Below are 21,017 nucleotides of genomic sequence, written 5' to 3' on the forward strand. Positions count from 1 at the left end.
GCATGACCAAAAATATTCTTATCCTAACCTATTGGGGTTATTCTGATGCATTGATTCAAACATATACATTGCCGTATGTACGCATTATAAAAAAGAATTTACCGATAAGTAGTACAATATTTTTGGTTACGCTTGAAAAGGATAGAAATGCTTTGAAGGAATTGAATCGTTTAGAGACTTCAAAAATATTAGAAACTCAAGGAATCCGGTGGCTACCTTTTCCATACAAACCTTTCGGACTGTTGGCTATTTTATTATGGGCTAAAGTTTTCCCTTATTTAGGGTATCTCATTATAAAAAACAGAATCTCGTATATCCACAGCTGGTGCACACCGCCAGGTGCAATAGCGTATTTTCTTTCTGTATGCTTCAATCGGCAATTGGTTTTAGACAGCTATGAGGCACATGCCGAGGCTATGGTTGAAAATGGAACATGGAAAAAGAATAGCATCGCTTTTCGTCTTTTGTTTTGGCTTGAGAAAAAGCAAACACAGCGCGCTGCGTACGTTATTGCCACCACTGAAGGAATGAAAGATTACGCGAAAGTAAAATTCGGTATTCAACTGAATAATTTTTTTGTAAAACCAGCTTGTGTTGACTTGAATCTTTTTTCGGAAGAGAAAATCAAAAATTCGGAACTATTAACCCAGCTTGGCTTTGTAAATAAAATTGTTTGCGTCTATGCTGGTAAATTTGGAGGTATTTATCTTGATAAGGAAGTTTTTCAATTTTTACGGATAGCTTATGATTACTGGGGTGAGGCGTTTCGAATACTTTTGCTATCCAACATAGATACCAGTGAAATTAAGAAACATTGTGTTGAAGCAGGCCTTCCTTTTCATGTTGTAACAAAATTATTTGTTCCGCATGCCGAAATTCCTAAGTACATTGGCTTGGCCGATTTCGCATTGTGCCCGGTAAAACCTCTTCCATCAAAGCGGTACTGTACCCCAATTAAGAATGGAGAGTACTGGGCACTTGGGTTGCCAGTGGTGATTCCGCATGGGGTTTCGGATGATGCTGCCATTATTGAGGATAACAAGATAGGCGCGGTACTTCATCAATTAAATAATGAGGCCTATATGACAGGAGTTAAACAAATTGAAAAACTGATTTTATCATCTAAAAAAGAACGAGTTCAATCAATTAGAGAAATAGCAAAGCGGTATCGAGGTTTTGAAATTGCAGAGGTTGTTTACAGAAAAATCTATTATCAACATACTGAGCACCACATCGAATGACCGTAAATAATAACATATTGAACCTGGTTTACTTTGATTTAATTGCCCTAGTCGCTCTTTTCTTTTTTTACTTTGTCGGCACTCTATTTTTTAAAGCATTTGGCCATAGTGCATCATTCAATTTTAGGGACGTCTTTTTGAAATTATTGACTGGGCTTACTCTCGTAGTTGCAACCTTCAGTTGTTATACTACCGGGTTTAAATCCCTTTCAATTGTATTCGTATTGGTTGCGTTGTTTTTTTGGATGGACAGGCCACTGATTTCGATGGGTGAGAGCAAAGCCACCTACACAAAAAAAACTATATTATTTTTTCTTTTCTCAATAGTCGTTTTATCGTCCGGTATTATCGCTTATCGAGCTTGGGGTTCAACTAATTTTGAACTAAAATCAAATATTGGGTATGTAGACCAAGTATTCTATTCTAAGGTTTCCAACTACATGGTGGAGATGGGAGTTGAGACCGCTTCCTTAGAGTATCTAGAATCCAATGAAAGCCCTTTTCCTTATCATTATTTTGACTTATGGTTAAACTCGTTTTTTATCAAACTCACTGGTTGCAACCCAGTGAAGCTAATGATTTTATGTACCTATACGGTAGGTATTGTGGTGGTTTGGATTGGTTTATTGGCAATTGCCGAGCGATTTAAAGTTATAACAATTACAACTTTACTTCTGACCCTACCAATAATATTCTATGCCAATTTATACCTTCCAATTTATAAGCAAAGTGACTTAATGATTCACTCAATCAATCTATCAAGAAATTTGGTAGACCTAACAAAATTATTTCCAATTTATCTATTCTTAATAGCCTCTTATTTACTCTATAAAGAGGATAGATATGAATGGTCTTACAATGTCTTGCTTACTCTTTGTGTGTTTTTTCTATCATGTGCACCGGGTGTTTTTATTTTTTTAACAACTATCAGCCTGATTGGAATCATGACTAAAAGAATAACCGCTAGAGTATTTATGTACCGGGTGTGTAAAGTGATTTTTGTTTTCTGTTCTATAGCTGTTTTTTATAAGCTTCTAGGGAAGCCTACCCAAGAAGAGCATGACATTTTTTTTGGTTTAATTCATTCGATCGATTCAAATGAAATATTGACTTCAATCAACATAATAGGCGGTACCTCCATTCAGTGTGCGGTGGTTTTTATTCCGGTAATATCAGTAATGATTATGGTATGGATAAAAAAGAAGACAAGCCTTATCAATAAGGAGGAAGCAATGATGTTTATAATTTTTTCTTTTAGTGGATTGATGGGCTGGATTATATATCAAAAAGATATGAATGGTGCTCAGTTATTTACTAATTTATTTATTCCACTTAGCCTAGTATTCACTTTAACTTTCTTTTTCTCGTTGATTCAATCTGGAGCGCGGTTGGTTTGGATGGTAGTCATAACTCAAAGCATTTTTGTTTTTTATCAAGATATTCAGACACGAAAATCATCAAAAAGCGCCCTTGCCGCTTCTCCATTAATTCCATATTTTGAAAGCGTTAGGAACCCTACGGGAGCCTGTATTTTGAATCGATTCCCGAACACTTTTTATTGGATTCCCGAATTTGCCTCATTGGATATTCAATTTCAGGAGTTTGTCAATCGCGATGGCTTTCATACCATTTCATTAGTAGGCAAAGATGTTCCAGTAGATTCCAGTAGTTTTTATTTCAATAAAGTCGAAGAATCTATTCGTAACTCAACTTTTTTTAGCTATGCAATAGCTCATCCTCAAGGCAACTATGATAGTGTGCGTTTGAGTTTTATCAATAAATACAAGATTGATTATTTATTGACAAATTCAGACTACCAATTGAGCACTGTTCTTTCCAGCAATTTTGAAAGACCTATCATAGATTCTTTTAATCAAATCAAACTTTATAAGAGAAAATCCCTTTAAGTAATTTGGTAGAAAATAGGAAAAAAACGGATAAAAATTCTCAAGGTTTTGTACTTTTACCTTATTAAAACCTAACTGAAATTGATTAAAATCCTTATTACTGGTGGGGCAGGCTTTATAGGAAGCTCTTTATCCACTAGGCTGCTGCAAAACTCATCATATTTCGTGGTATTAGTAGATAATTTACTAACGGGTGAACTCGCCAAAGTGCCGCTTCATGAACGATGTAAGTTTATAAAATGTGATGTGAATAATTATAACGACATCTCTACTATCATGACAGCCTATAAGTTTGATTATGTTTTTCATTATGCTGCAGTGGTTGGCGTGAAGCGCACCATAGAAAACCCTATTATGGTTCTTGAAGATCTACAGGGAATAAAGAATATTTTAAGCCTAAGTAAAAATACTGGTGTTAAGCGCGTTTTCTTCTCCAGTTCATCAGAAGTGTATGGTGAGCCAGTAGAACTCCCGCAACATGAAGAGACTACTCCGCTTAATTCCAGATTACCCTATGCTGTAGTAAAAAATGTTGGAGAAGCTTTTTGTAGATCTTATGAAAAGGAGTATGGCTTGCCCTTCACCATTTTCCGCTTCTTCAATACGTATGGACCCAAGCAAAGCACCGATTTCGTTATTTCTAAGTTTGTAAATGCCGCCCTTAGAAATGAACCTATTACCATTTACGGTGCAGGTAAACAAACCCGGACTTTTTGCCACATTGACGATAACACCAATTGTATACTTTCTATTCTCGAAAATAACCTATTGATCAATGATGTTATCAATATTGGAAACGAAAAAGATGTTACTATTCTTCAGCTAGCTGAATTAATCATCCGATTAACTAAATCAAAGTCTAAAATAGAATTTTTACCACCACTCAAGGAAGGTGATATGACTAGAAGACAGCCTGATAATAGTAAAATGAAATCCATTCTTGAACGCGAACTCATACCACTTGAGGCGGGCCTTCGTAAAATTCTGGAGCACGGGTACTTATTCTGAAGTCAGGTTCTCAAATGAAGGTTCGCTTACTTCTATTTTTCCTTTTCATTATCGGTGGCCAAATCCATAGTTTTGCTCAATGTGCTGCAATAGATTTTTCAATAAGCCCAGCAGTATGCCTGAATGAACGCACTGTGGTGGAGGATACAGGCTTGGCTAGCTTGAGAGATTGGGATTTTTGTTCGGGTGATTTCAGTCAGACTCCATCAGCTCAGTTGGACTATACATTATCGGCCGCGTTAGGCAGGCCTGGAATTGAATTTGCGAAGGATGGTAACCTGTGGTATGCCTTTGTAACCGGAACATGGGCAAGCACACTATACCGCGTCCGATTTGCTAATGGCGTAAACAGTGCTCCGACTTCGGTGGATAACCTGGGCGATTTAGGCGGAAAGCTTATTGGCCCGGGGCAAGTACGAATAATGAAAGAAGGCAATGAGTGGTTTGGCCTCATTCATAATGCGGGATCTCCCGGTGGCGAGTTACTTAAACTTTCTTTTGGCGATAAGCTATCAAATTCAATTTCGGTTACTACACTGGCTTCTGGATTGACTAACTTAAACTCTGGTTTAGCGGTTGGACGCGATGAAAGTGATGGTTGGGTTTGCATTTTAACCAGTTCCATCAATCAGTTTACAATAGTAAAACTTGGCTTCAATCTAAGCGCTCCACTACCTACCGATATACTTAATTCAGTAACTGTACCCGACCAGAATAATTTAGGCGATGTTGATCTGATCAAAGTATGTGGCCAATGGTATGGATTTGCCACAAACTACGGGAATGGTAATCTCTATCGATTGAAATTTGGAACGCAACTTTTCACTGCTCCTACAATTGAGCAACTTTTGGGTACTGATTTGGTAAATGGAGGCCGACTGCGTATTGTGAAAGAAGGTACCGATTTTTTCCTGCTAAGTACTTCACTCACTGGAGGATTTTACAAAACAAGCTTTGGTAGTGATCTAAATAACCCAGCTCCTGTTATAATCAATGAGGGAAGTTTTGGTACTACTTTACAGAATTCTTATGGACTTGGTGTGGCAAAGGAAAATTCAGTTTGGAATATTTCAGTAATTGACCAAGGAACAGGTAAGATTTCTAAAGTCAATTACTCTCCTTTCTGCCCAGTGGTGGTTGATGATCCAGACATTTCGAGGCCGATCATTCATTATTCGTTACCAGGCACTTATGCAGTAACCTTGACAAAATCACTTGCTGACATTTCAGTTTCGAAGTCAAAAAGCATTTCCGTTTCAAATTCAATCGCTCCAGAAGTAGTTTTTACCACACAAAATATTTGCGCCCAGCGCGATGTTCTATTTAATGCACAAGTCAAAGTTGCTACTATTGTGAGTTATGATTGGAGTTTCGGAGACACCAACACCTCTACCCAACCCCACCCTTCTCACATCTACTCTTCTGCGGGAATCTACCCAGTCACGCTGCAAGTAACGGCTTCAAATGGCTGTAACAACATTGCCAAATCAGATGTGGCCATTTACAACCAACCGGTTGCTGATTTTTCATTCCCTACCGCTAGTCCGCTTTGTACCAATCAAAATTATGTGTTTACCAACCAATCCGTTTTTGATGCCCCTTCCAGCCCTACGTGGGAGTGGCGGTTGAATGGTACCTTGGTTTCTAGCACCCAAGATTTGACACAAGTATTTATATCTACCACCTCTCAGGAGATTCGTTTCAAAGCAAGAATACCCGGTTGTGAAAATGAAGTCATTAAAAATGTTAGTACCGTAATCCCTGGCCCCCTTGTAAACTTTACAGCACCAGCCACTGCATGCCAATCCGCACCTGTTTCTTTCACCAATACTACAACAGGGTCGGTCACGGGTTATCAATGGTCTTTTGGAGATGGCAACACTTCCTCCTCTGCAAATGCAACAAACACGTTTACCAACAGAGGCCAATACAATGTCACCTTGCAAGCCAATAACGCTGCGGGCTGCCAAAATACTACAACCAAAAGCATCATCGTTTATACCAAACCCCAACCTGATTTTTCGGTTGGCCTTCCACCGTTTTCATGTGCAGGCACAGCTTCACAATTTACTGATACAACACCCATACCCACAGACAGCAACATCATAGGTTGGCAATGGGCGTTTGGTGATGCAACCAAGGGAACATCCACCTTTCGCAATCCAACTTTTACGTATCCACTAGCTGGAACATACAATGTATCACTTTTAACATCCACTAATTTTGGCTGCACCAACAGCCTAACAAAGTCGATTACTATTGCGCCTTCACCCATAGCAAATTTCACCAACGCGATTGCCTGTGCCAACCAGCCCACGCAGTTTACCGATGCCTCTACAGGCAGCATCCGGTCTCGGTTGTGGAACATTCAAAGCAATTCATTTTCGTCACCCAGCGTTCAGTTTTCTTTTGCAAGCGCTGGCTCATTCCCTGTATCACTTACCGTAACAGAAAACAACAATTGCGTGAGCCAATTTTCAAAAACCATAAATGTTCCAGTTCAACCTTTGCTCGATTTTTCCATTCAAGCACCCTGCTCCACCAACCCAACCATATTTACCGAGGTTACTTCTGGTGCGGATGTTGCTGTTTCACAGCTATGGACTTTTGGTGGGCTTGGCAACGGCACGGGTGCCACCGCCCAATTTGTTTTCAGTACCCCCAATAATTATTCCATTCAGTTGCGTAGCGAGCGGCAATCAGGTTGCACGTACAGCATCACCAAAAATGTTTCCATCACACAAGGACCAGTAGCAGACTTCATTCCTTCTGCAGACATTGGTGCCCCCCCCTTAGCCGTTTCATTTGCCAATACTTCCACCAATGCAAATTCGTTTTTATGGAAATTTGGAGATGCGAATAATAGTACCTCAACGCAAACCAATCCAAACTTTACCTTTACTGATTTAGGTATGTATGCAGTTAAGCTTACTGCTTTCAATGAATCCGGTTGTTCGTTTATCATTTCTAAACCAATAACTATTTTGGTTCCCTCTGTAAACGTAGTGCTAAGTGATTTAAGCCTTGTGCCAGATCAGCAAACAGGTGCTCTTCAACCGATGTTAAACATTTTGAACAAAAGCAATGTGCCCATCACCAATCCTGATGTTTTGGTGGATGTAGAATCCAGCAGGTTGATCAAGAAAAAAGTGATCGGCAAGATTCAACCGAACCAATCGCTTTCTGTACTAGTAGATTTACAAATTGTGCCACACAGTGCTAACTACATTTGTGCCGAAGTTGACATTGCCAATAACACTGCCGATTTTGACAAGCGAAAGTGCTTGCCACTTTCTTCTACCGAAATTTTATTTTCGCCTTATCCAAATCCCGTTAAGGATAACTTGAATTTTGATTGGATCAGTAAGGAACCGCTTCCAGTCAATGTGATTATTTTTACTTCATTGGGAAGCATGGTGTTCGAGCAAAAGTTTACCTCCGTTGCCACAGGCCTTAACCGACTTGAGTTAAATACGTCTACCTTGCCAAACGGATTGTACTACATCAATTATTCAGATAGTAAAACTACTAAGTCATTCAGCTTTACAATTGCAAAATGATTGATTTTACCAAATTAACTTTGGTGTATTCTCAATATTTAGCAATTAAATTCTAATATTTGCACTTAGAATCTATTAACATCCAAACCTTAAATGAAAGTTAAATTAGACCCCACCGACAGAAAAATATTGGAATTGCTCCAAAGCGATTCTAACATCACCAATGCACAATTGGCGCAAGAAATTGGTCTTTCGCCTGCCCCCACACTAGAGCGTGTAAAAAAAATGGAGACCACAGGTGTAATTAAAAGTTACCATGCCGTGGTTGACATGGCCAAAGTGGGATTGGGCGTATGCACTCTGGTGACGGTTTCGTTAAAAGGTCATAACAAAGAAAACATCAACGCCTTTATGAAGGCGGTGAATGATGTGCCCGAAGTAGTGGAATGTCACCACGTAACTGGGCAAGCTGATTTTATCCTTAAAATTGTTTCTGCCGATATTCCATCGTATCAAAACTTAATGTTAGAGAAATTATCGAACATTGATGTGGTGGACAATATGCAAACCACCATCATTTTGTCCACGCTAAAAGACAGCAAAGTAGTTCCCTTGCCATGAATGAAGTAGTTGAAAAAACATTGGTATTAAATACCGTTCAAATCCAACAAAAGATTAGGCGAATGGCCTTTGAGGTATATGAAAATAATGCAAAAGAAAAACTCTTAATCTTGGCAGGAATAGAGGGGCAAGGCCATGCGTTTGCTAAAATATTGGCCAAAGAAATTAAAGCAATTGCGGGTATAGAGGTGCACGTAGTAAAGGTATCGGTTGATAAATTGGCCGAAACCCAATCAGAGGTTGCCATCGATGCTACTTCATCTTTTAAAAAGAAAGTAGTGATTTTGGTAGACGATGTTTTGAACAGTGGACGTACTCTTGCCTATGCTATGAAACCATTTTTGGAAACAGGGGTAAAGAAAATGGAGGTAGCGGTACTCGTCAATCGAAGCCATACACTATTCCCCATCACGCCAACGTATACGGGTTACGAACTGAGCACCACCCTTACCGACCATGTGGAGGTAAAGCTGGGCAAAGATGCTTCCGTACATTTGTTGTGATTTGCTTTTCAAATCTTAAATCATACATCGTAAATCATCCATCAAGATAATGTCTGTCCACAAAAAAAGCGAGATTAAAAAAATCACCACGCACCAGTTGCAGGAGATGAAAAAGCGAGGTGAAAAAATAGCCATGCTTACGGCCTATGATTACAGCATGGCCAAAATCATTGATGGCGCAGGCATTGATGTGATTTTGGTAGGTGATTCGGCCAGTAACGTAATGGCAGGTAATGAAACAACGTTGCCCATCACGTTAGATCAAATGATATACCATGCTTCATCCGTAGTGAAGGCGGTGAAGCGCGCCTTGGTGGTGGTTGATATTCCGTTCGGTTATTACCAAGGAAGTTCGGGCGAAGCACTGCGTTCTTCCATTCGCATCATGAAAGAGTCAGGGGGGCATGCGGTAAAAATTGAAGGGGGCATGGAAGTAAAAGATTCGGTGTTGCGCATTCTCAGTGCTGGTGTGCCCGTGATGGGCCATTTGGGTTTAACGCCCCAATCGATTTATAAATTTGGTACTTATGGCGTGCGTGCCAAAGAAGAAGCCGAAGCCAATAAATTATTAGACGATGCCGAACTATTGCAAGAGTGCGGCTGCTTTGGGCTGGTCTTAGAAAAAATACCTGCCGAGTTGGCCAAGAAGGTAGCCAGTAGATTGACAATACCTGTGATTGGAATAGGAGCGGGGCCAGAGGTGGATGGCCAAGTGCTGGTAATGCAAGATATGCTGGGCATTACCCAAGAGTTTAAGCCACGCTTTTTGCGCAGGTATGCCGATTTAAATGCAATAATCACCAATGCCGTTGGCCAATATGTAGATGACGTTAAAGCAAAGCAATTCCCGAATCAGGATGAGAAGTATTAAGTTAACTAAGTTCCAAAGCCTAACTCCGAAACACCCAACTAAACCTCAACACCTTCCGTGTCCATTTCTAATCCCGCATTCACCATTGCTGCAAAGCCTCCGTATACATTTGTAAGATTGGTAAAGCCTTCATTCTTCATGATAGAAATAGCGGTCATCGAACGATAGCCGCCTCCGCAATGAACGATATACGGTTTATGCCTGTCAAGTTCTTTTAAGTTTTTGGGAAAGCTTGCCAGTGGAACAAATTGTGCGTCTTTTAAGTGGCTGGTATTCCACTCGCCTTGTTTACGCACATCCAAAATCGTTACATCCTGTTGCTGCATCTCTTTTTGAAGTTCATCTGCGGATATCGAGTGCACGGTTTCCAATTTTTCATCCCATGCTTCAATTCCATTCTTTAAATACCCCACTACGTTTTCAAATCCGATACGCGCCAATCGCAAAACGGATTCATGCTCAGTACCTTCTTGCGCTACCAGCACGATTGGTTGGTGAATATTGATCAAGGTGCCGACCCAAACGGCATACTGCCCGTTCAGCCCTATGTTAACAGAGCCTTTGATAAATCCTTTTTCAAAATCATCTGCCTTGCGTGTATCCAATAGCAATGCGCCTCCTTTCACAGCCGTTTTAAATTCCCGCACCGAAAGTGGTTGGTTACTTTTTTTCAGCACATGATCTACTGAACTGTAGCCTTGCTTGTTGATACGCGCGTCTTCAAAGAAATATTTCGGGGGAGGCGAAATGCCATCCGTTACTTGAGCAATAAAATCTTCGCGTGATTGATCTTTTAAGGCGTAGTTAAATTTTTTCTGTTCGCCAATGGTGGAGAATGTTTCTTTACCAATGTTTTTACCACAAGCAGAGCCGGGGCCATGGGCCGGATACACAATGGTTGCATCGGGTAAAGTTTTTATTTTGGTATTGAGCGAGTCGTACAACATGCTCGCCATCTCCTGGCTGGTCATGATTCCATCCAACAAATCAGGGCGACCAACATCTCCAACAAACAAAGTGTCTCCGGTAAAAACTGCATGCGGTCGTTTAGCTTCATCGAAAAGCAAAAAGCAAGTGGACTCTGGGGTGTGTCCCGGAGTGTGCAACACCTTCAATGAAATTTTGCCCAACGTAAACTCTTCGCCATCTACCGCCCGATGTACCTCGTAATCCGGATTTGCTTTTGGCCCATAAATGATAGGCGCATTTACTTTTTTCGCCAAGTCAATATGACCTGATACAAAATCGGCATGAAAGTGAGTTTCAAAAATATATTTGATGGATGCATTTCGCTTTTTGGCTAACGCAATGTACGGCTCCGTTTCGCGGATAGGGTCAATAATGGCAGCCTCTCCTTCCGATTCAATGTAGTAAGCTGCTTCTGCCAAACAGTTGGTGTATAATTGCTCAATGTACATGGTCAATATTTTTATACCTCTTGATCGTCTCTTTCCGAAGAAAAACAAACAACCACACAAAGGTCAAAAAAATTCCCGTATAAATTAACTCTACTTTGTCAAATATCGGATTTTAGATAATGCGGTTTTGTTTTTGGTTTGGATTTGATGGATCACCTTCTCAATTTTTTTGACGGGCAAGATCAGTAATCTGATAACGGTAACGATGTCTTGCGTTGTGACGGCAACTTGTTTTGGACTAATGCAAACGTGATTCCAAAAAGAGATTTTAAGAATAATGAGTTTAAAGCGTTTGCAGAAATTGTAAAAACACATCAAAGCATCAAAAATTGATTAAAGAACACATAAACTTGACTTTATGCGAGACCGAAGTTGTCTTGACGCCTGTACGCTGTACCCGGTTCAACTAACCGGTTAAATGAAACTTTAATAGACCCATTTTAGTTAAATAGTACGCCTCACTTTATGGTGGGGTTTTTATTTGCAGATTTTTTGCACTCCGTTGTTAAATTGTACTAAGATTCCCTAACATTGAGCTATAAACCGAGATTGATTCTCAGTAAAAAAGTTATCAACAAATTCCATTGCATAATCTCGATAAACGTAACAATAAAATAAATCAGTATTTCGACTTCATTAATAAACAAAAACTATGTCAAACAACGAATTTAGAAACTACGCGGTGCACCACCTTGGCATGAGCGGCAATGCTTTAGACAGTTACACAAAATTTATCAACACAAATGCCTACACCGTTACGGGTATGACACCCAACGTGGTGGAGGAGCGCCAGATGAGGGCCACTGTGATTGACGTATTTTCTCGGCTGATGGCCGATCGCATTATTTTCTTTGGCACTGCTGTGGATGATTATGTTGCCAACGTAATTACCGCACAATTGCTTTTCTTAGAATCATCTGACCCCAAAAAAGATGTGATTATGTACATCAACAGTCCGGGCGGTTCGGTACATGCGGGTTTGGGCATTTATGATACCATGCAATACATCAACCCCGATGTGGCCACTATCTGCACAGGCTTGGCTGCTTCCATGGGTGCGGTATTGTTGGCAGCGGGTACCGCCAAAAAGCGTTCTGGCTTACCCCATGCGCGTGTCATGATTCATCAACCATCGGCTGGTATGCAGGGTACCTCTTCCGACATGGAAATTTCGATGCGCCAAACACTTGAGTTGAAAAAAGATTTGTACAACATTCTCTCTAAGCACAGTGGCCAAACGTATGAGAAAATAGAAAAAGACAGCGACCGCGACTATTGGATGCGCGCTGCTGAGGCGAAGGAATACGGTTTGATTGATGAGGTGTTGGAGAAGCGGAAGAAATAATTCGATGATTCGGTAATGTGCTAATTTCGCTAATAGTTAATATCTTTACCGTTTGGGTGAAAGAGTGCATTACCGAATTAAACAATTTTCCAAATCAACAAATTAACCAAAATGGCAGACGTTACTTGTTCCTTTTGCGGTAGAAGCAAAAAAGATGTCGACCTGATGATTTCGGGCATACACGCCCACATCTGCGACAAATGCGTTACGCAAGCCAATCAAATTTTATTGGAAGAAAAAAAGAACAAGGTAGAGTCCGGTAACCTGCCCAATTTTAAATTGATAAAGCCACGCGAAATCAAAAAGTTTTTGGACGAATACGTCATCGGGCAAGACGAAGCCAAGCGCGTAATGTCAGTGGCCGTTTATAATCACTACAAACGATTAACCCAGCGCAAACTTGATACGGATGTAACGATTGAAAAATCAAACATCATTATGGTGGGCGAAACGGGAACGGGTAAAACCTACTTGGCTAGAACCCTTGCCAAAATTTTACAAGTGCCTTTTTGCATTGCCGATGCAACGGTATTGACAGAAGCTGGCTATGTAGGGGAAGATGTGGAAAGCATTCTTACTCGCCTGTTGCAAGCCGCAGATTATAACACCGAAGCGGCTGAGCGCGGCATTGTGTACATTGATGAGATTGATAAAATCGCACGCAAATCAGATAATCCTTCTATCACCCGCGATGTAAGTGGTGAGGGCGTGCAACAAGCGTTGCTAAAATTATTAGAAGGAACCGCAGTGAATGTGCCTCCACAAGGCGGCCGCAAGCACCCCGACCAAAAAATGATTACTGTTAATACGGAGAACATTTTGTTTGTTTGTGGAGGTGCCTTCGAAGGGATTTCAAAAGTAATTGGCCGCAGGTTAAATACTCGGCCACTTGGATTTGCGGCAAGTGTGGATACCGGTTCGCCAGCAGATTTTGATAAAGACAATTTACTACAGTTCGTATCAGCACAAGATTTAAAGACTTTCGGATTAATCCCTGAGTTAATTGGTCGATTGCCTGTATTGTCTTTCCTTAATCCACTTGACAGTACTACCCTTCGTCAAATTTTGACGGAGCCCAAAAATGCTTTGGTAAAACAATACAAAAAATTGTTTGAGATGGAGCAGATTGACTTGGAGTTCAAAGAAGGCGCACTCGATTTTATTGTTGAAAAAGCTATTGACTTTAAATTAGGTGCGCGAGGTCTACGCTCTATCTGCGAAGCCATCATCAACGATGCCATGTTTGAATTACCTTCCGATAAAACAACCGACCGGTTAGTAATCAATCGTGCTTACGCAGAAGAGAAATTTAACAAGTCGCATTACAGTAAGTTGAAAGTAGCTTAATTAAGAAGTAGGCAGGAAGCAGTCGGCAGTTGGCAATAAATCGAGTAAAAATAACTGGCTATTGCTCGTTCAAAACAGAGTTCAATTTTTTTGTTGATTTAGGAATTCAACCATAGACTTGGCTGTGTTGGCTGATGCGGAACCCGTGTCCAGCGCTTTATAAATTTCGCCATACCCAGCCATTACCTGTTTTCGTTTTTCAGTTTCTTCAGCAAGCTGCAACAGTTCATTTTGAACGAATACTGGCGAAGCCTCGTCTTGTATCAACTCTTTAACCACTTCCCGGTTGGCAATCAGATTTACCAATGAGATAAATTTCACTTGTACAATTCGTTTGGCAATGGAATATTCAAGTCCACCGGCTTTGTACACCACCACTTGGGGTACTTTTAACAAGGCAGTTTCTAATGTAGCAGTGCCAGACGTAACAATGGCAGCTCGCGCGTGCTTCAATAAATCGTAGGTTTGATTGTAAACGAATTTTACTGAATTCAACTCTTTCAATGGTTGATAAAGTTCTGACGGCAAATTGTCTACTGCGGCCACCACAAATTGATAGTTTGGATTTTGCTTCACCACTTCGGCCATCAACGGCACGATTCGCTTTAATTCCAATGTTCTACTACCCGGTAAAAGTGCAATTATTTTTTTATCGAGGGATAGTTGATGCTCAGAAAGAAAGTTATGGCTAGGCGTGAAGGATTTGATGGCATCTAACACTGGGTTGCCTACATACTCCACCTGAAAATTATATTGTTTGTAAAACTCTTTTTCGAAAGGAAGAATCACAAACATTTTATCAACCGATGCCTTTAAACTTTTTGCACGGTCTCTGCGCCAGGCCCACACTTTAGGCGGAATGTAATAAAGCACCTTGATTCCATTTTTCTTTCCAAACTTGGCAATCCTTCGGTTAAAACCACCATAGTCAATCAATATCAACGCATCAGGTTTGTATACTAAAATATCGGCCTCGCACTGTTTCATATAGCGGGCAATCTTAAAAAAATTGGTTACCGCTTCAAAGCCCATGAATGCCAATTCGCGATAATGCACAAACAAGTTCACACCAACGCTTTGCATTTCATCTCCACCTAATCCACGAAAGCTGGCTTGCTTATCAAGTTTTTTCAACTCTTTGATGAGGTTGCTTCCATGCAAATCTCCCGAACGCTCTCCGGCAATGATGTAGTATTTCAATTCAGTTTTTTTTGATTTGCTTTCAATTATTCACCAAAATACTCCACATAATTACGTGGCGTTTCGTATAGTTTGATGGAATGAAGTTTCCCAAACTTGCTAATAGTAGAAATTTCGGGTTGAAGTATTCTCCAGATTTCCATGGCCAGGTTTTCGGTACTGGCCATTTTGTCTATCATGAAATCCACATCGAGGTTTAAATTCTTGTGATCCAACTTTTTTGTTACCTCGCTGCGGATTAAGTCGCTTAGTTTTTTAAGGTCAATGACAAAACCTGTCTCGGGGTCTGGGGTTCCCTTTATGGTTACAATCAGATCATAATTATGGCCATGCCAATTTTCGTTGGCACATGGCCCAAAGACTTCTACATTTTTCTCCTTCGACCAACTGGCATTGTACAGTTTATGCGCAGCGTTAAAGTGCTCTTGGCGGCTTACGTAAATCATATGATGAGCAAATATACCGCTTCTTACTAAAATCAATTAATTATGGTTTTATCTTAAATTGCCAAAAAATAGATCTATGATTATTGTCACCGGAGCGGCTGGCTTTATTGGCAGCTATTTGATTAAAAGACTAAACGAAGATAACTTCAATGCCATTATCGCTGTCGACCTATTCGATAATGTAGAGAAGAATAAAAACCTTGTAGGCCTAAAAATTCAAGAGCGGGTCAACCGTGATGAATTTTTATCATGGCTAGATCAAAACAATGAACTGGTAGAGTTTGTCTTTCACATCGGTGCTAGAACAGATACTACTGAATTTGACAGCGCATTGTTAAATCGGCTAAATACTCAATACACAAAAGATTTGTGGCAAAAATGCTGCCGCTATCAGTTGCCATTGGTTTACGCCTCTTCGGCTGCCACCTACGGGCTTGGCGAAATGGGTTATGATGACGATGAATCAAAAATCGAATTGCTCAAGCCATTGAACCCCTACGGGCAATCAAAACAAGACTTTGATGTGTGGGCATTAAAACAAAAAGAGAAACCGTTCTTTTGGGCGGGGCTTAAGTTTTTTAACGTGTATGGTCCTAACGAGTATCACAAAGGCAGAATGGCTTCTGTGGTCTGGCATGCCTACAACCAAATTTTGAAAACCGGTAAGATGAAGCTTTTCCGTTCGCACAACCCAGCTTATAAAGATGGAGAACAGATGCGTGATTTTATTTTTGTGAAAGATGTAGCTGAGGTATGTCTGTTTTTGATGCACCATCGAAAAAATTCAGGCATTTACAACTTAGGGTCCGGCAGATCTCGAACTTTTTTGGATTTAGTGAAGGCGGTATTTGCATCCGTGGGGAAGCCTGAGCAGATTGAGTTTATTGATACTCCAGTGGACATACGCAACAAGTATCAATACTTCACCGAAGCGAATATGGGTAAGCTAAAAGGTATTGGGTATGATAAAAAGTTTTATGAGTTGGAGGAGGGAGTAAAGGAGTATGTTCAAAAACATGTTGTGGGTTTGAACTGATCCGATTTCAAAAAAACAGGCTAGCTTTAAGTGGGGGTAGGAGTGGTCAAGTTCTGAAATAGATCCATTCTAATTTTCAACACTCTCGTCACCTTCTCGGTAGTCAACGTAATAGATAATAAGGTTGCACATTTCATCTATCGTGTTCCAGCCGTAGGTTACATCTTTTGGAGGGTGATTTGGATTGGTTTTATTTTTCGAGGTGTTATCGTAATTGGCTGCCACATGGATTGTTGACCCAGCTGGTATCTTGAGCAGATTTTTAAAAATATAGGTACTCTGCCAATTGAAATCCCAATTCTCGATTCTGATTAACGGAATAGTTTCGCCTGAAGGAGTTGAAGCCAACGCCACAAATGACTTCCCCAAAAAATGCATGTGGGGCATTACTGAAATCAATGAAATATCATTCTCTACCAAATAGTTGATATAAAAACTGGGCTCCGACTGAGCGGGAATGAAAAAAGGTTGATTGGCGATGTCGCTTTCGCGAAGCGTTAACGTTTTAACCTCTCTTTGAACAGCACTTTTAGCAAAAAACAACCGTACACTAGATTGATCATGCTGCACCTTAGACGAAGGCGAATAATGGATATTTAATACAAGATCAGTGCCTTTGTAAAGTTTTTTGCCTGTTCCGGCCGGAAAAAAGATCCCCTCATTGCCAGGAATCCATCCATACAAAAATTCGTCTGTAAGTGCAATATTTTGAAAAGACTTGATGGCCGGATCCAATTCCGACATGCCATTAATTCCCCGAATCTTTTGAGTTGAGTCGGTCATTATTCTGCTATGATGCACTTGCCTTTTGTTGCCAGGAACAAAGTCTATCCCTGACAAATAAACATCGCTTGGCAGGTTTGTCGGAATGGAAAAAAACCTGAACTCCTCAACTGAAGTACTTGGTATCGTAAAAGTCGTGTTCATCGAAAGGGTCAAGTCTGGACGCAGGCGCACGTCAATTATCTCTTTAGTCGAGCGAGATTTTTTGTTTTTCCCCTTTGGCATTCCTGAGGCCACCCACTGTTGTATCAGGTCAATCTCCTCCTGTTTTAAAAATCGTTGGTTCTTATAAGACTGAAAGTTCAAATCAGCTTTCCAAGGAGGCATGTATCTAATCTTAGTAACATGGCCAATAAATTTACCTCTCCTTGAAACGTCTTCATAAGAGCCTAGGCTAAATGGCCCCATCCCACCTGGTCGATGACACGGAATGCAATTATTGTTAATTATCGGCTCTACGTGCTCAAAATAGGTCGGTGCTTGTGAATACAAAGCGAGGCTTTGATGAAGTGTAAGGATGATTAGCCACTTTCTCATAAATCGGAATGTTTTCTACACATCATCAAATTATTGAATAGGGCATCCGATAGGGGGTGTCCTTTTTACTTCCGGCTCCTTATTCTTCAAAATGGATTCAAGTGCGTTTACCAAATAGTCTTCTGTTGTTTGTTGTCTATACTTTCCTAATTCGTAAAACCAATTATCAATAGCGCCACTGTATACAATCTTGCCATTCTTTTGAACAAAAACTTCGGGCGTTACTGTCGCTCCAAAATAATCTGTAAGGGCTGGTTTACTTTTATCCGCAGCTAATGTGAAAAGTGTCCGATATTCTTTCGCGAATCTCTTCAAGTCTCTTTTCTTGACTTTTCCAGGAACAATAAAAGTCCAATCTATTCCAGATTGGCTGTAGGTCTCAAAAATAGCGTTTAACTTGGTAATATATTTCTGAGATATCGGACAATCTAAGCTCAAAAAGACAGTAACAGTAACGATTTCCGTTTTAGAATTTCGACTTACTCCACTTTGTGAAAGGGAGTTTGGTGTAAACGCCAAGAATGCAGCAAAAGTTAACAAAAGACGCACCATTTCTCTTCGCCCTATTGTATTCGAAAGCACAATATTAAATCTTTCAAAGGTTCTTTTTCAACAGAAGAGGCTGCCTAAAAAAAGGCAGCCTCTCCACTTGTTTTATTAATTTGAGTACTATTCTTCTATTACTTCACCCTCCATTGACCAAAACAAGTCGCTCCTACTACCGAAGAGCAAACCCCTGGGCTCCAAGTACCATAAGCAGACCCATCATCAGCAATTAATCGCCAAGTTATTCTGAACACATCAGCCGCCAGTGTAACATTACCTGCAGGAAGTGTATAAGTGCGTGATTTCTTAAAGCGTGCGTTTGCATTTGAACGATCAAAAGAGTACCCGTTGCTGCTTTGAATAAAGCTATTGTAAGGATGGTTAGAGAAAATATTAACTGCGGGTGAACTACTGCTATACTTAAAAGTGTTGTTCTTGAACACTTCATATATGTCGTTTGCCGAGATGTCTAACCTTTGGGAAACCCTGGCCTCACCTGCTGGAACTGATTTCCAGAACTTACCGGCAGGGTAAGTAGGGTTAACAGCCGGATTTGGTCCCCCATGGCGTGCCGTCTGAGGATTTCTATCTGCATCCGTATAAGTCTCATCGTATTCTAAATAAAGTTCAATAGTTGTAATTTTCACTCTATTATCAATGGATTGCCACTGCAATTGAAAATTCACCTTCTGACTAGGGGTAGCTAATAGATCATCGAAAAAAACAGCATTATTCACAGCAGTCTGATCATAGAATTGATTGTTACCAAACTCAGGCAAGAGGGTCTTATTGTCCAGCTGCGATATGAACTGTCCAAATCCATGGGCGTTCCCAAGGGGAGCAACATACGGGTTTAACTTTTCATCCTTACACCCAACGGCTATTGCCAACAGAAATATGGCAATTAGGGATATATGTTTTATACTTTTCATGTATCTATTCTTTTTAGGATTACACATTATTATTTAGCCCAGAAAACTTTGTCAACATCAAACGCAATATTGCGTTGGGCGTCTGTCACGCTACTATTCAGATTGAGGTCGTCCAACGAGTATGGCAATCGATTTGGGAAATTGCGAACGGTAGGCTGGATAGCGGGCCTAATATCTGTAGGGAAACCGGTTCGTCTAAACGTATTGTATATTTCAAACCCATTACCAAAATTACAAAACCACGCAATTTTCATAGCTCTGTCCAATCTTTGACTGTCGCTAGTTGCACCATCATAATAAGACATTTGTTTGGCCACAAAAGCATCAATAGAAGCCGAAGTGGGAGCAATTGAACTGGCATCCAAAGAAGCACCAAAAGCAGCCACTTTTTCAATATGTGCTCTAATAGCTTGATCCACCAAAGGTCTCGCAGCACCCGCACCCCCAGGCGCTAAACCCGTTAATAGCGCCTCGATTCTGTAAAATAGAACGTTGTAGGAAGTAATCATAGGAAAGACACCAGCACCGAACGCATTGTTGCCTCGTACTGAACGAGAAGCTGCCCCAGAAGCTAGAAATACCCCGTCATCATAAAAACCACCTGCTGGATATACACCAGGCGCAGTGCGATAAGATCCATCTAATGGAACACCAGATCGGTCTCCCCGATCGCGGCCAAAAATACCTGCTAACAACGCTCTATCAGCTGCTGTCTCAGGAGTTGAAATGACACCAGCATTTTGAAGTTCAGTCTTGGCATTCCCATTAACTGGAAAATAACCGTAGTAACAAGGTGCAGTTGTGCAAGTGGCCGTGTTTCGCTGTGTAGGATCATTGAAATCCAGAACTGTATTGCGTTGCCTCTTGAAATAAAAGGGGAAACGAGGATCTCTGTCTCTTAACATTTCAAACATAATCTGGTGACCAAAATAAGTAAACCCATTTTCTGCACCTGTGTAAGCAGATTGATACCAAGGATGACGATTATCTGGATTTAATAAACGGCCAAATTGAAATTGGAAATCATTTGCCGTGGAGGTAATGAGCGGTTTGGTGAGCACATCTTGAATAGCAGCTGAATTATCCTTAGTCAAACGCGTCTGAATGAGTAATCGTAATTTTAATGAATTGGCTGTCGCAATCCATTGGTTTCGTTGGACTGTTGTACTGCTCGAATTAGGTCCGAAAATGGGATCACCAGTACGTGTGTCAATAGGATCAACAGCACCTAGGTTTACTACCGCCTTGTCAATCAAAAGCAGCAAGTCAGCATAAATATCTTCACCTTTGTCATATTTCGGGTTTTGAACTGGGCCAGAGGCGTTATTACCTTTTAAGGCATCAAAATAGGGTACATCGCCCCATAAATCTACCATCAGCGAGAAATAATATGCCTTTAGAACTTGAGCTATGCCTAAGTAACCTGGCTGATTGCCAACTTTCTCGCAAAACTTGATCATTTCATCTAAATCTTTTAGAGGTCCGCGGTACAAAGCTTGCCACGTATTGACATATGAGCTTTGAGTAAGATCATAAGAATCTGCAGAGGAAATCATACCCCCAACAAATCCAGCAGCATTGTCGTTTACACCACCAGCAAAAGTACTCGAAGCCGAGTATACTACTGTTGGCAAGAGCAAATCTGGCGTGACCGTTTGCGGATTATTAGGATCTTTATTGATATCCAAATCAAACAGATTACAACTTGATACTGAAAGGATCATCAAAAATATCAAGGAACTCTTTATCCTAGTTTTATTTAGTGTTTTCATCTTA

The 21,017-nt window shown here is 40.6% G+C and carries 17 protein-coding genes; 10 read left to right on the forward strand and 7 right to left on the reverse strand.

Annotation, left to right across the window (positions count from 1 at the left end; translation table 11 throughout):
- Positions 1 to 2: 2 nt before the first annotated feature.
- From KA713_11130 to panB, 7 genes are all read left to right on the forward strand, one after another.
- On the forward strand, positions 3 to 1,241 hold the full coding sequence (locus tag KA713_11130; protein UXE65053.1) for a hypothetical protein: 1,239 nt from the start codon (positions 3 to 5) through the stop codon (positions 1,239 to 1,241).
- On the forward strand, positions 1,238 to 3,148 hold the full coding sequence (locus KA713_11135) for a hypothetical protein (GenBank protein UXE65054.1): 1,911 nt from the start codon (positions 1,238 to 1,240) through the stop codon (positions 3,146 to 3,148). The genes KA713_11130 and KA713_11135 overlap by 4 nt, the downstream gene beginning before the upstream one ends.
- An 81-nt stretch (positions 3,149 to 3,229) precedes the next feature.
- On the forward strand, positions 3,230 to 4,156 hold the full coding sequence (locus tag KA713_11140; protein ID UXE65055.1) for an NAD-dependent epimerase/dehydratase family protein: 927 nt from the start codon (positions 3,230 to 3,232) through the stop codon (positions 4,154 to 4,156).
- A 14-nt stretch (positions 4,157 to 4,170) separates the two neighbouring features.
- Positions 4,171 to 7,716, forward strand: coding sequence for a PKD domain-containing protein (locus KA713_11145; protein ID UXE65056.1), 3,546 nt, complete (start codon positions 4,171 to 4,173; stop codon positions 7,714 to 7,716).
- A gap of 93 nt (positions 7,717 to 7,809) precedes the next feature.
- Positions 7,810 to 8,277 carry an Lrp/AsnC family transcriptional regulator gene (locus tag KA713_11150; GenBank protein ID UXE65057.1) on the forward strand — a complete coding sequence of 156 codons (468 nt, stop codon included), beginning with the start codon at positions 7,810 to 7,812 and terminating at the stop codon, positions 8,275 to 8,277.
- A complete protein-coding gene (locus KA713_11155; GenBank protein UXE65058.1) occupies positions 8,274 to 8,780 on the forward strand; it encodes a phosphoribosyltransferase in 507 nt (168 codons plus the stop codon). The genes KA713_11150 and KA713_11155 overlap by 4 nt, the downstream gene beginning before the upstream one ends.
- A gap of 49 nt (positions 8,781 to 8,829) precedes the next feature.
- On the forward strand, positions 8,830 to 9,651 hold the full coding sequence (gene panB / locus KA713_11160) for a 3-methyl-2-oxobutanoate hydroxymethyltransferase (GenBank protein ID UXE65059.1): 822 nt from the start codon (positions 8,830 to 8,832) through the stop codon (positions 9,649 to 9,651).
- Positions 9,652 to 9,689: 38 nt separating this feature from the next.
- Here panB and KA713_11165 read toward each other — a convergent pair whose 3' ends face one another.
- Positions 9,690 to 11,069, reverse strand: coding sequence for an MBL fold metallo-hydrolase (locus KA713_11165; protein UXE65060.1), 1,380 nt, complete (start codon positions 11,067 to 11,069; stop codon positions 9,690 to 9,692).
- Between the two features lie 652 nt (positions 11,070 to 11,721).
- On the opposite strand from KA713_11165, the gene KA713_11170 reads away from it, so the two are divergent.
- Both KA713_11170 and clpX read left to right on the forward strand, forming a co-directional pair.
- A complete protein-coding gene (locus KA713_11170; protein UXE65061.1) occupies positions 11,722 to 12,414 on the forward strand; it encodes an ATP-dependent Clp protease proteolytic subunit in 693 nt (230 codons plus the stop codon).
- 111 nt (positions 12,415 to 12,525) lie between these two features.
- Entirely contained in the window at positions 12,526 to 13,761 is a 1,236-nt protein-coding gene (gene clpX / locus KA713_11175) for an ATP-dependent Clp protease ATP-binding subunit ClpX (GenBank protein UXE65062.1), read from the forward strand.
- Between the two features lie 81 nt (positions 13,762 to 13,842).
- On the opposite strand, the gene lpxB is transcribed toward clpX, so the two are convergent.
- Entirely contained in the window at positions 13,843 to 14,961 is a 1,119-nt protein-coding gene (lpxB, locus tag KA713_11180) for a lipid-A-disaccharide synthase (protein ID UXE65063.1), read from the reverse strand.
- 26 nt (positions 14,962 to 14,987) lie between these two features.
- Positions 14,988 to 15,407 carry a 6-carboxytetrahydropterin synthase gene (locus KA713_11185; GenBank protein ID UXE65064.1) on the reverse strand — a complete coding sequence of 140 codons (420 nt, stop codon included), beginning with the start codon at positions 15,405 to 15,407 and terminating at the stop codon, positions 14,988 to 14,990.
- Positions 15,408 to 15,483: 76 nt separating this feature from the next.
- Here KA713_11185 and rfaD point away from each other — a divergent pair, with 76 nt between their 5' ends.
- Complete coding sequence (rfaD, locus tag KA713_11190; protein ID UXE65065.1) at positions 15,484 to 16,443, forward strand: ADP-glyceromanno-heptose 6-epimerase; 960 nt, start codon at positions 15,484 to 15,486, stop codon at positions 16,441 to 16,443.
- A 69-nt stretch (positions 16,444 to 16,512) separates the two neighbouring features.
- Here the strand turns inward: rfaD and KA713_11195 are convergent, their stop codons facing one another.
- From KA713_11195 to KA713_11210, 4 genes are all read right to left on the reverse strand, one after another.
- Positions 16,513 to 17,763, reverse strand: coding sequence for a hypothetical protein (locus tag KA713_11195; protein UXE65066.1), 1,251 nt, complete (start codon positions 17,761 to 17,763; stop codon positions 16,513 to 16,515).
- A gap of 30 nt (positions 17,764 to 17,793) precedes the next feature.
- Positions 17,794 to 18,345 carry a redoxin domain-containing protein gene (locus KA713_11200; GenBank protein ID UXE65067.1) on the reverse strand — a complete coding sequence of 184 codons (552 nt, stop codon included), beginning with the start codon at positions 18,343 to 18,345 and terminating at the stop codon, positions 17,794 to 17,796.
- 98 nt (positions 18,346 to 18,443) lie between these two features.
- Complete coding sequence (locus KA713_11205) at positions 18,444 to 19,241, reverse strand: hypothetical protein (GenBank protein UXE65068.1); 798 nt, start codon at positions 19,239 to 19,241, stop codon at positions 18,444 to 18,446.
- A gap of 29 nt (positions 19,242 to 19,270) precedes the next feature.
- The gene (locus KA713_11210; protein ID UXE65069.1) at positions 19,271 to 21,013 is read right to left on the reverse strand and encodes a SusD/RagB family nutrient-binding outer membrane lipoprotein; all 1,743 of its coding nucleotides are present in this window, start codon (positions 21,011 to 21,013) and stop codon (positions 19,271 to 19,273) included.
- Between the last annotated feature and the right edge of the window lie 4 nt (positions 21,014 to 21,017).

It is taken from the genome of Chryseotalea sp. WA131a, from assembly GCA_025370075.1.
Lineage (GTDB): Bacteria > Bacteroidota > Bacteroidia > Cytophagales > Cyclobacteriaceae > ELB16-189.

Bases quoted from the DNA above. Each gene is read 5' to 3' on its own strand.
- KA713_11170 (UXE65061.1), top strand. From the start codon at position 11,722: ATGTCAAACAACGAATTTAGAAACTACGCGGTGCACCACCTTGGCATG.
- KA713_11210 (UXE65069.1), bottom strand. From the start codon at position 21,013: ATGAAAACACTAAATAAAACTAGGATAAAGAGTTCCTTGATATTTTTG.
- panB (UXE65059.1), top strand. From the start codon at position 8,830: ATGTCTGTCCACAAAAAAAGCGAGATTAAAAAAATCACCACGCACCAG.
- clpX (UXE65062.1), top strand. From the start codon at position 12,526: ATGGCAGACGTTACTTGTTCCTTTTGCGGTAGAAGCAAAAAAGATGTC.
- KA713_11155 (UXE65058.1), top strand. From the start codon at position 8,274: ATGAATGAAGTAGTTGAAAAAACATTGGTATTAAATACCGTTCAAATC.
- rfaD (UXE65065.1), top strand. From the start codon at position 15,484: ATGATTATTGTCACCGGAGCGGCTGGCTTTATTGGCAGCTATTTGATT.
- KA713_11145 (UXE65056.1), top strand. From the start codon at position 4,171: ATGAAGGTTCGCTTACTTCTATTTTTCCTTTTCATTATCGGTGGCCAA.
- KA713_11135 (UXE65054.1), top strand. From the start codon at position 1,238: ATGACCGTAAATAATAACATATTGAACCTGGTTTACTTTGATTTAATT.
- KA713_11165 (UXE65060.1), bottom strand. From the start codon at position 11,069: ATGTACATTGAGCAATTATACACCAACTGTTTGGCAGAAGCAGCTTAC.
- KA713_11205 (UXE65068.1), bottom strand. From the start codon at position 19,241: ATGAAAAGTATAAAACATATATCCCTAATTGCCATATTTCTGTTGGCA.
- KA713_11185 (UXE65064.1), bottom strand. From the start codon at position 15,407: ATGATTTACGTAAGCCGCCAAGAGCACTTTAACGCTGCGCATAAACTG.
- KA713_11130 (UXE65053.1), top strand. From the start codon at position 3: ATGACCAAAAATATTCTTATCCTAACCTATTGGGGTTATTCTGATGCA.
- KA713_11150 (UXE65057.1), top strand. From the start codon at position 7,810: ATGAAAGTTAAATTAGACCCCACCGACAGAAAAATATTGGAATTGCTC.
- KA713_11195 (UXE65066.1), bottom strand. From the start codon at position 17,763: ATGAGAAAGTGGCTAATCATCCTTACACTTCATCAAAGCCTCGCTTTG.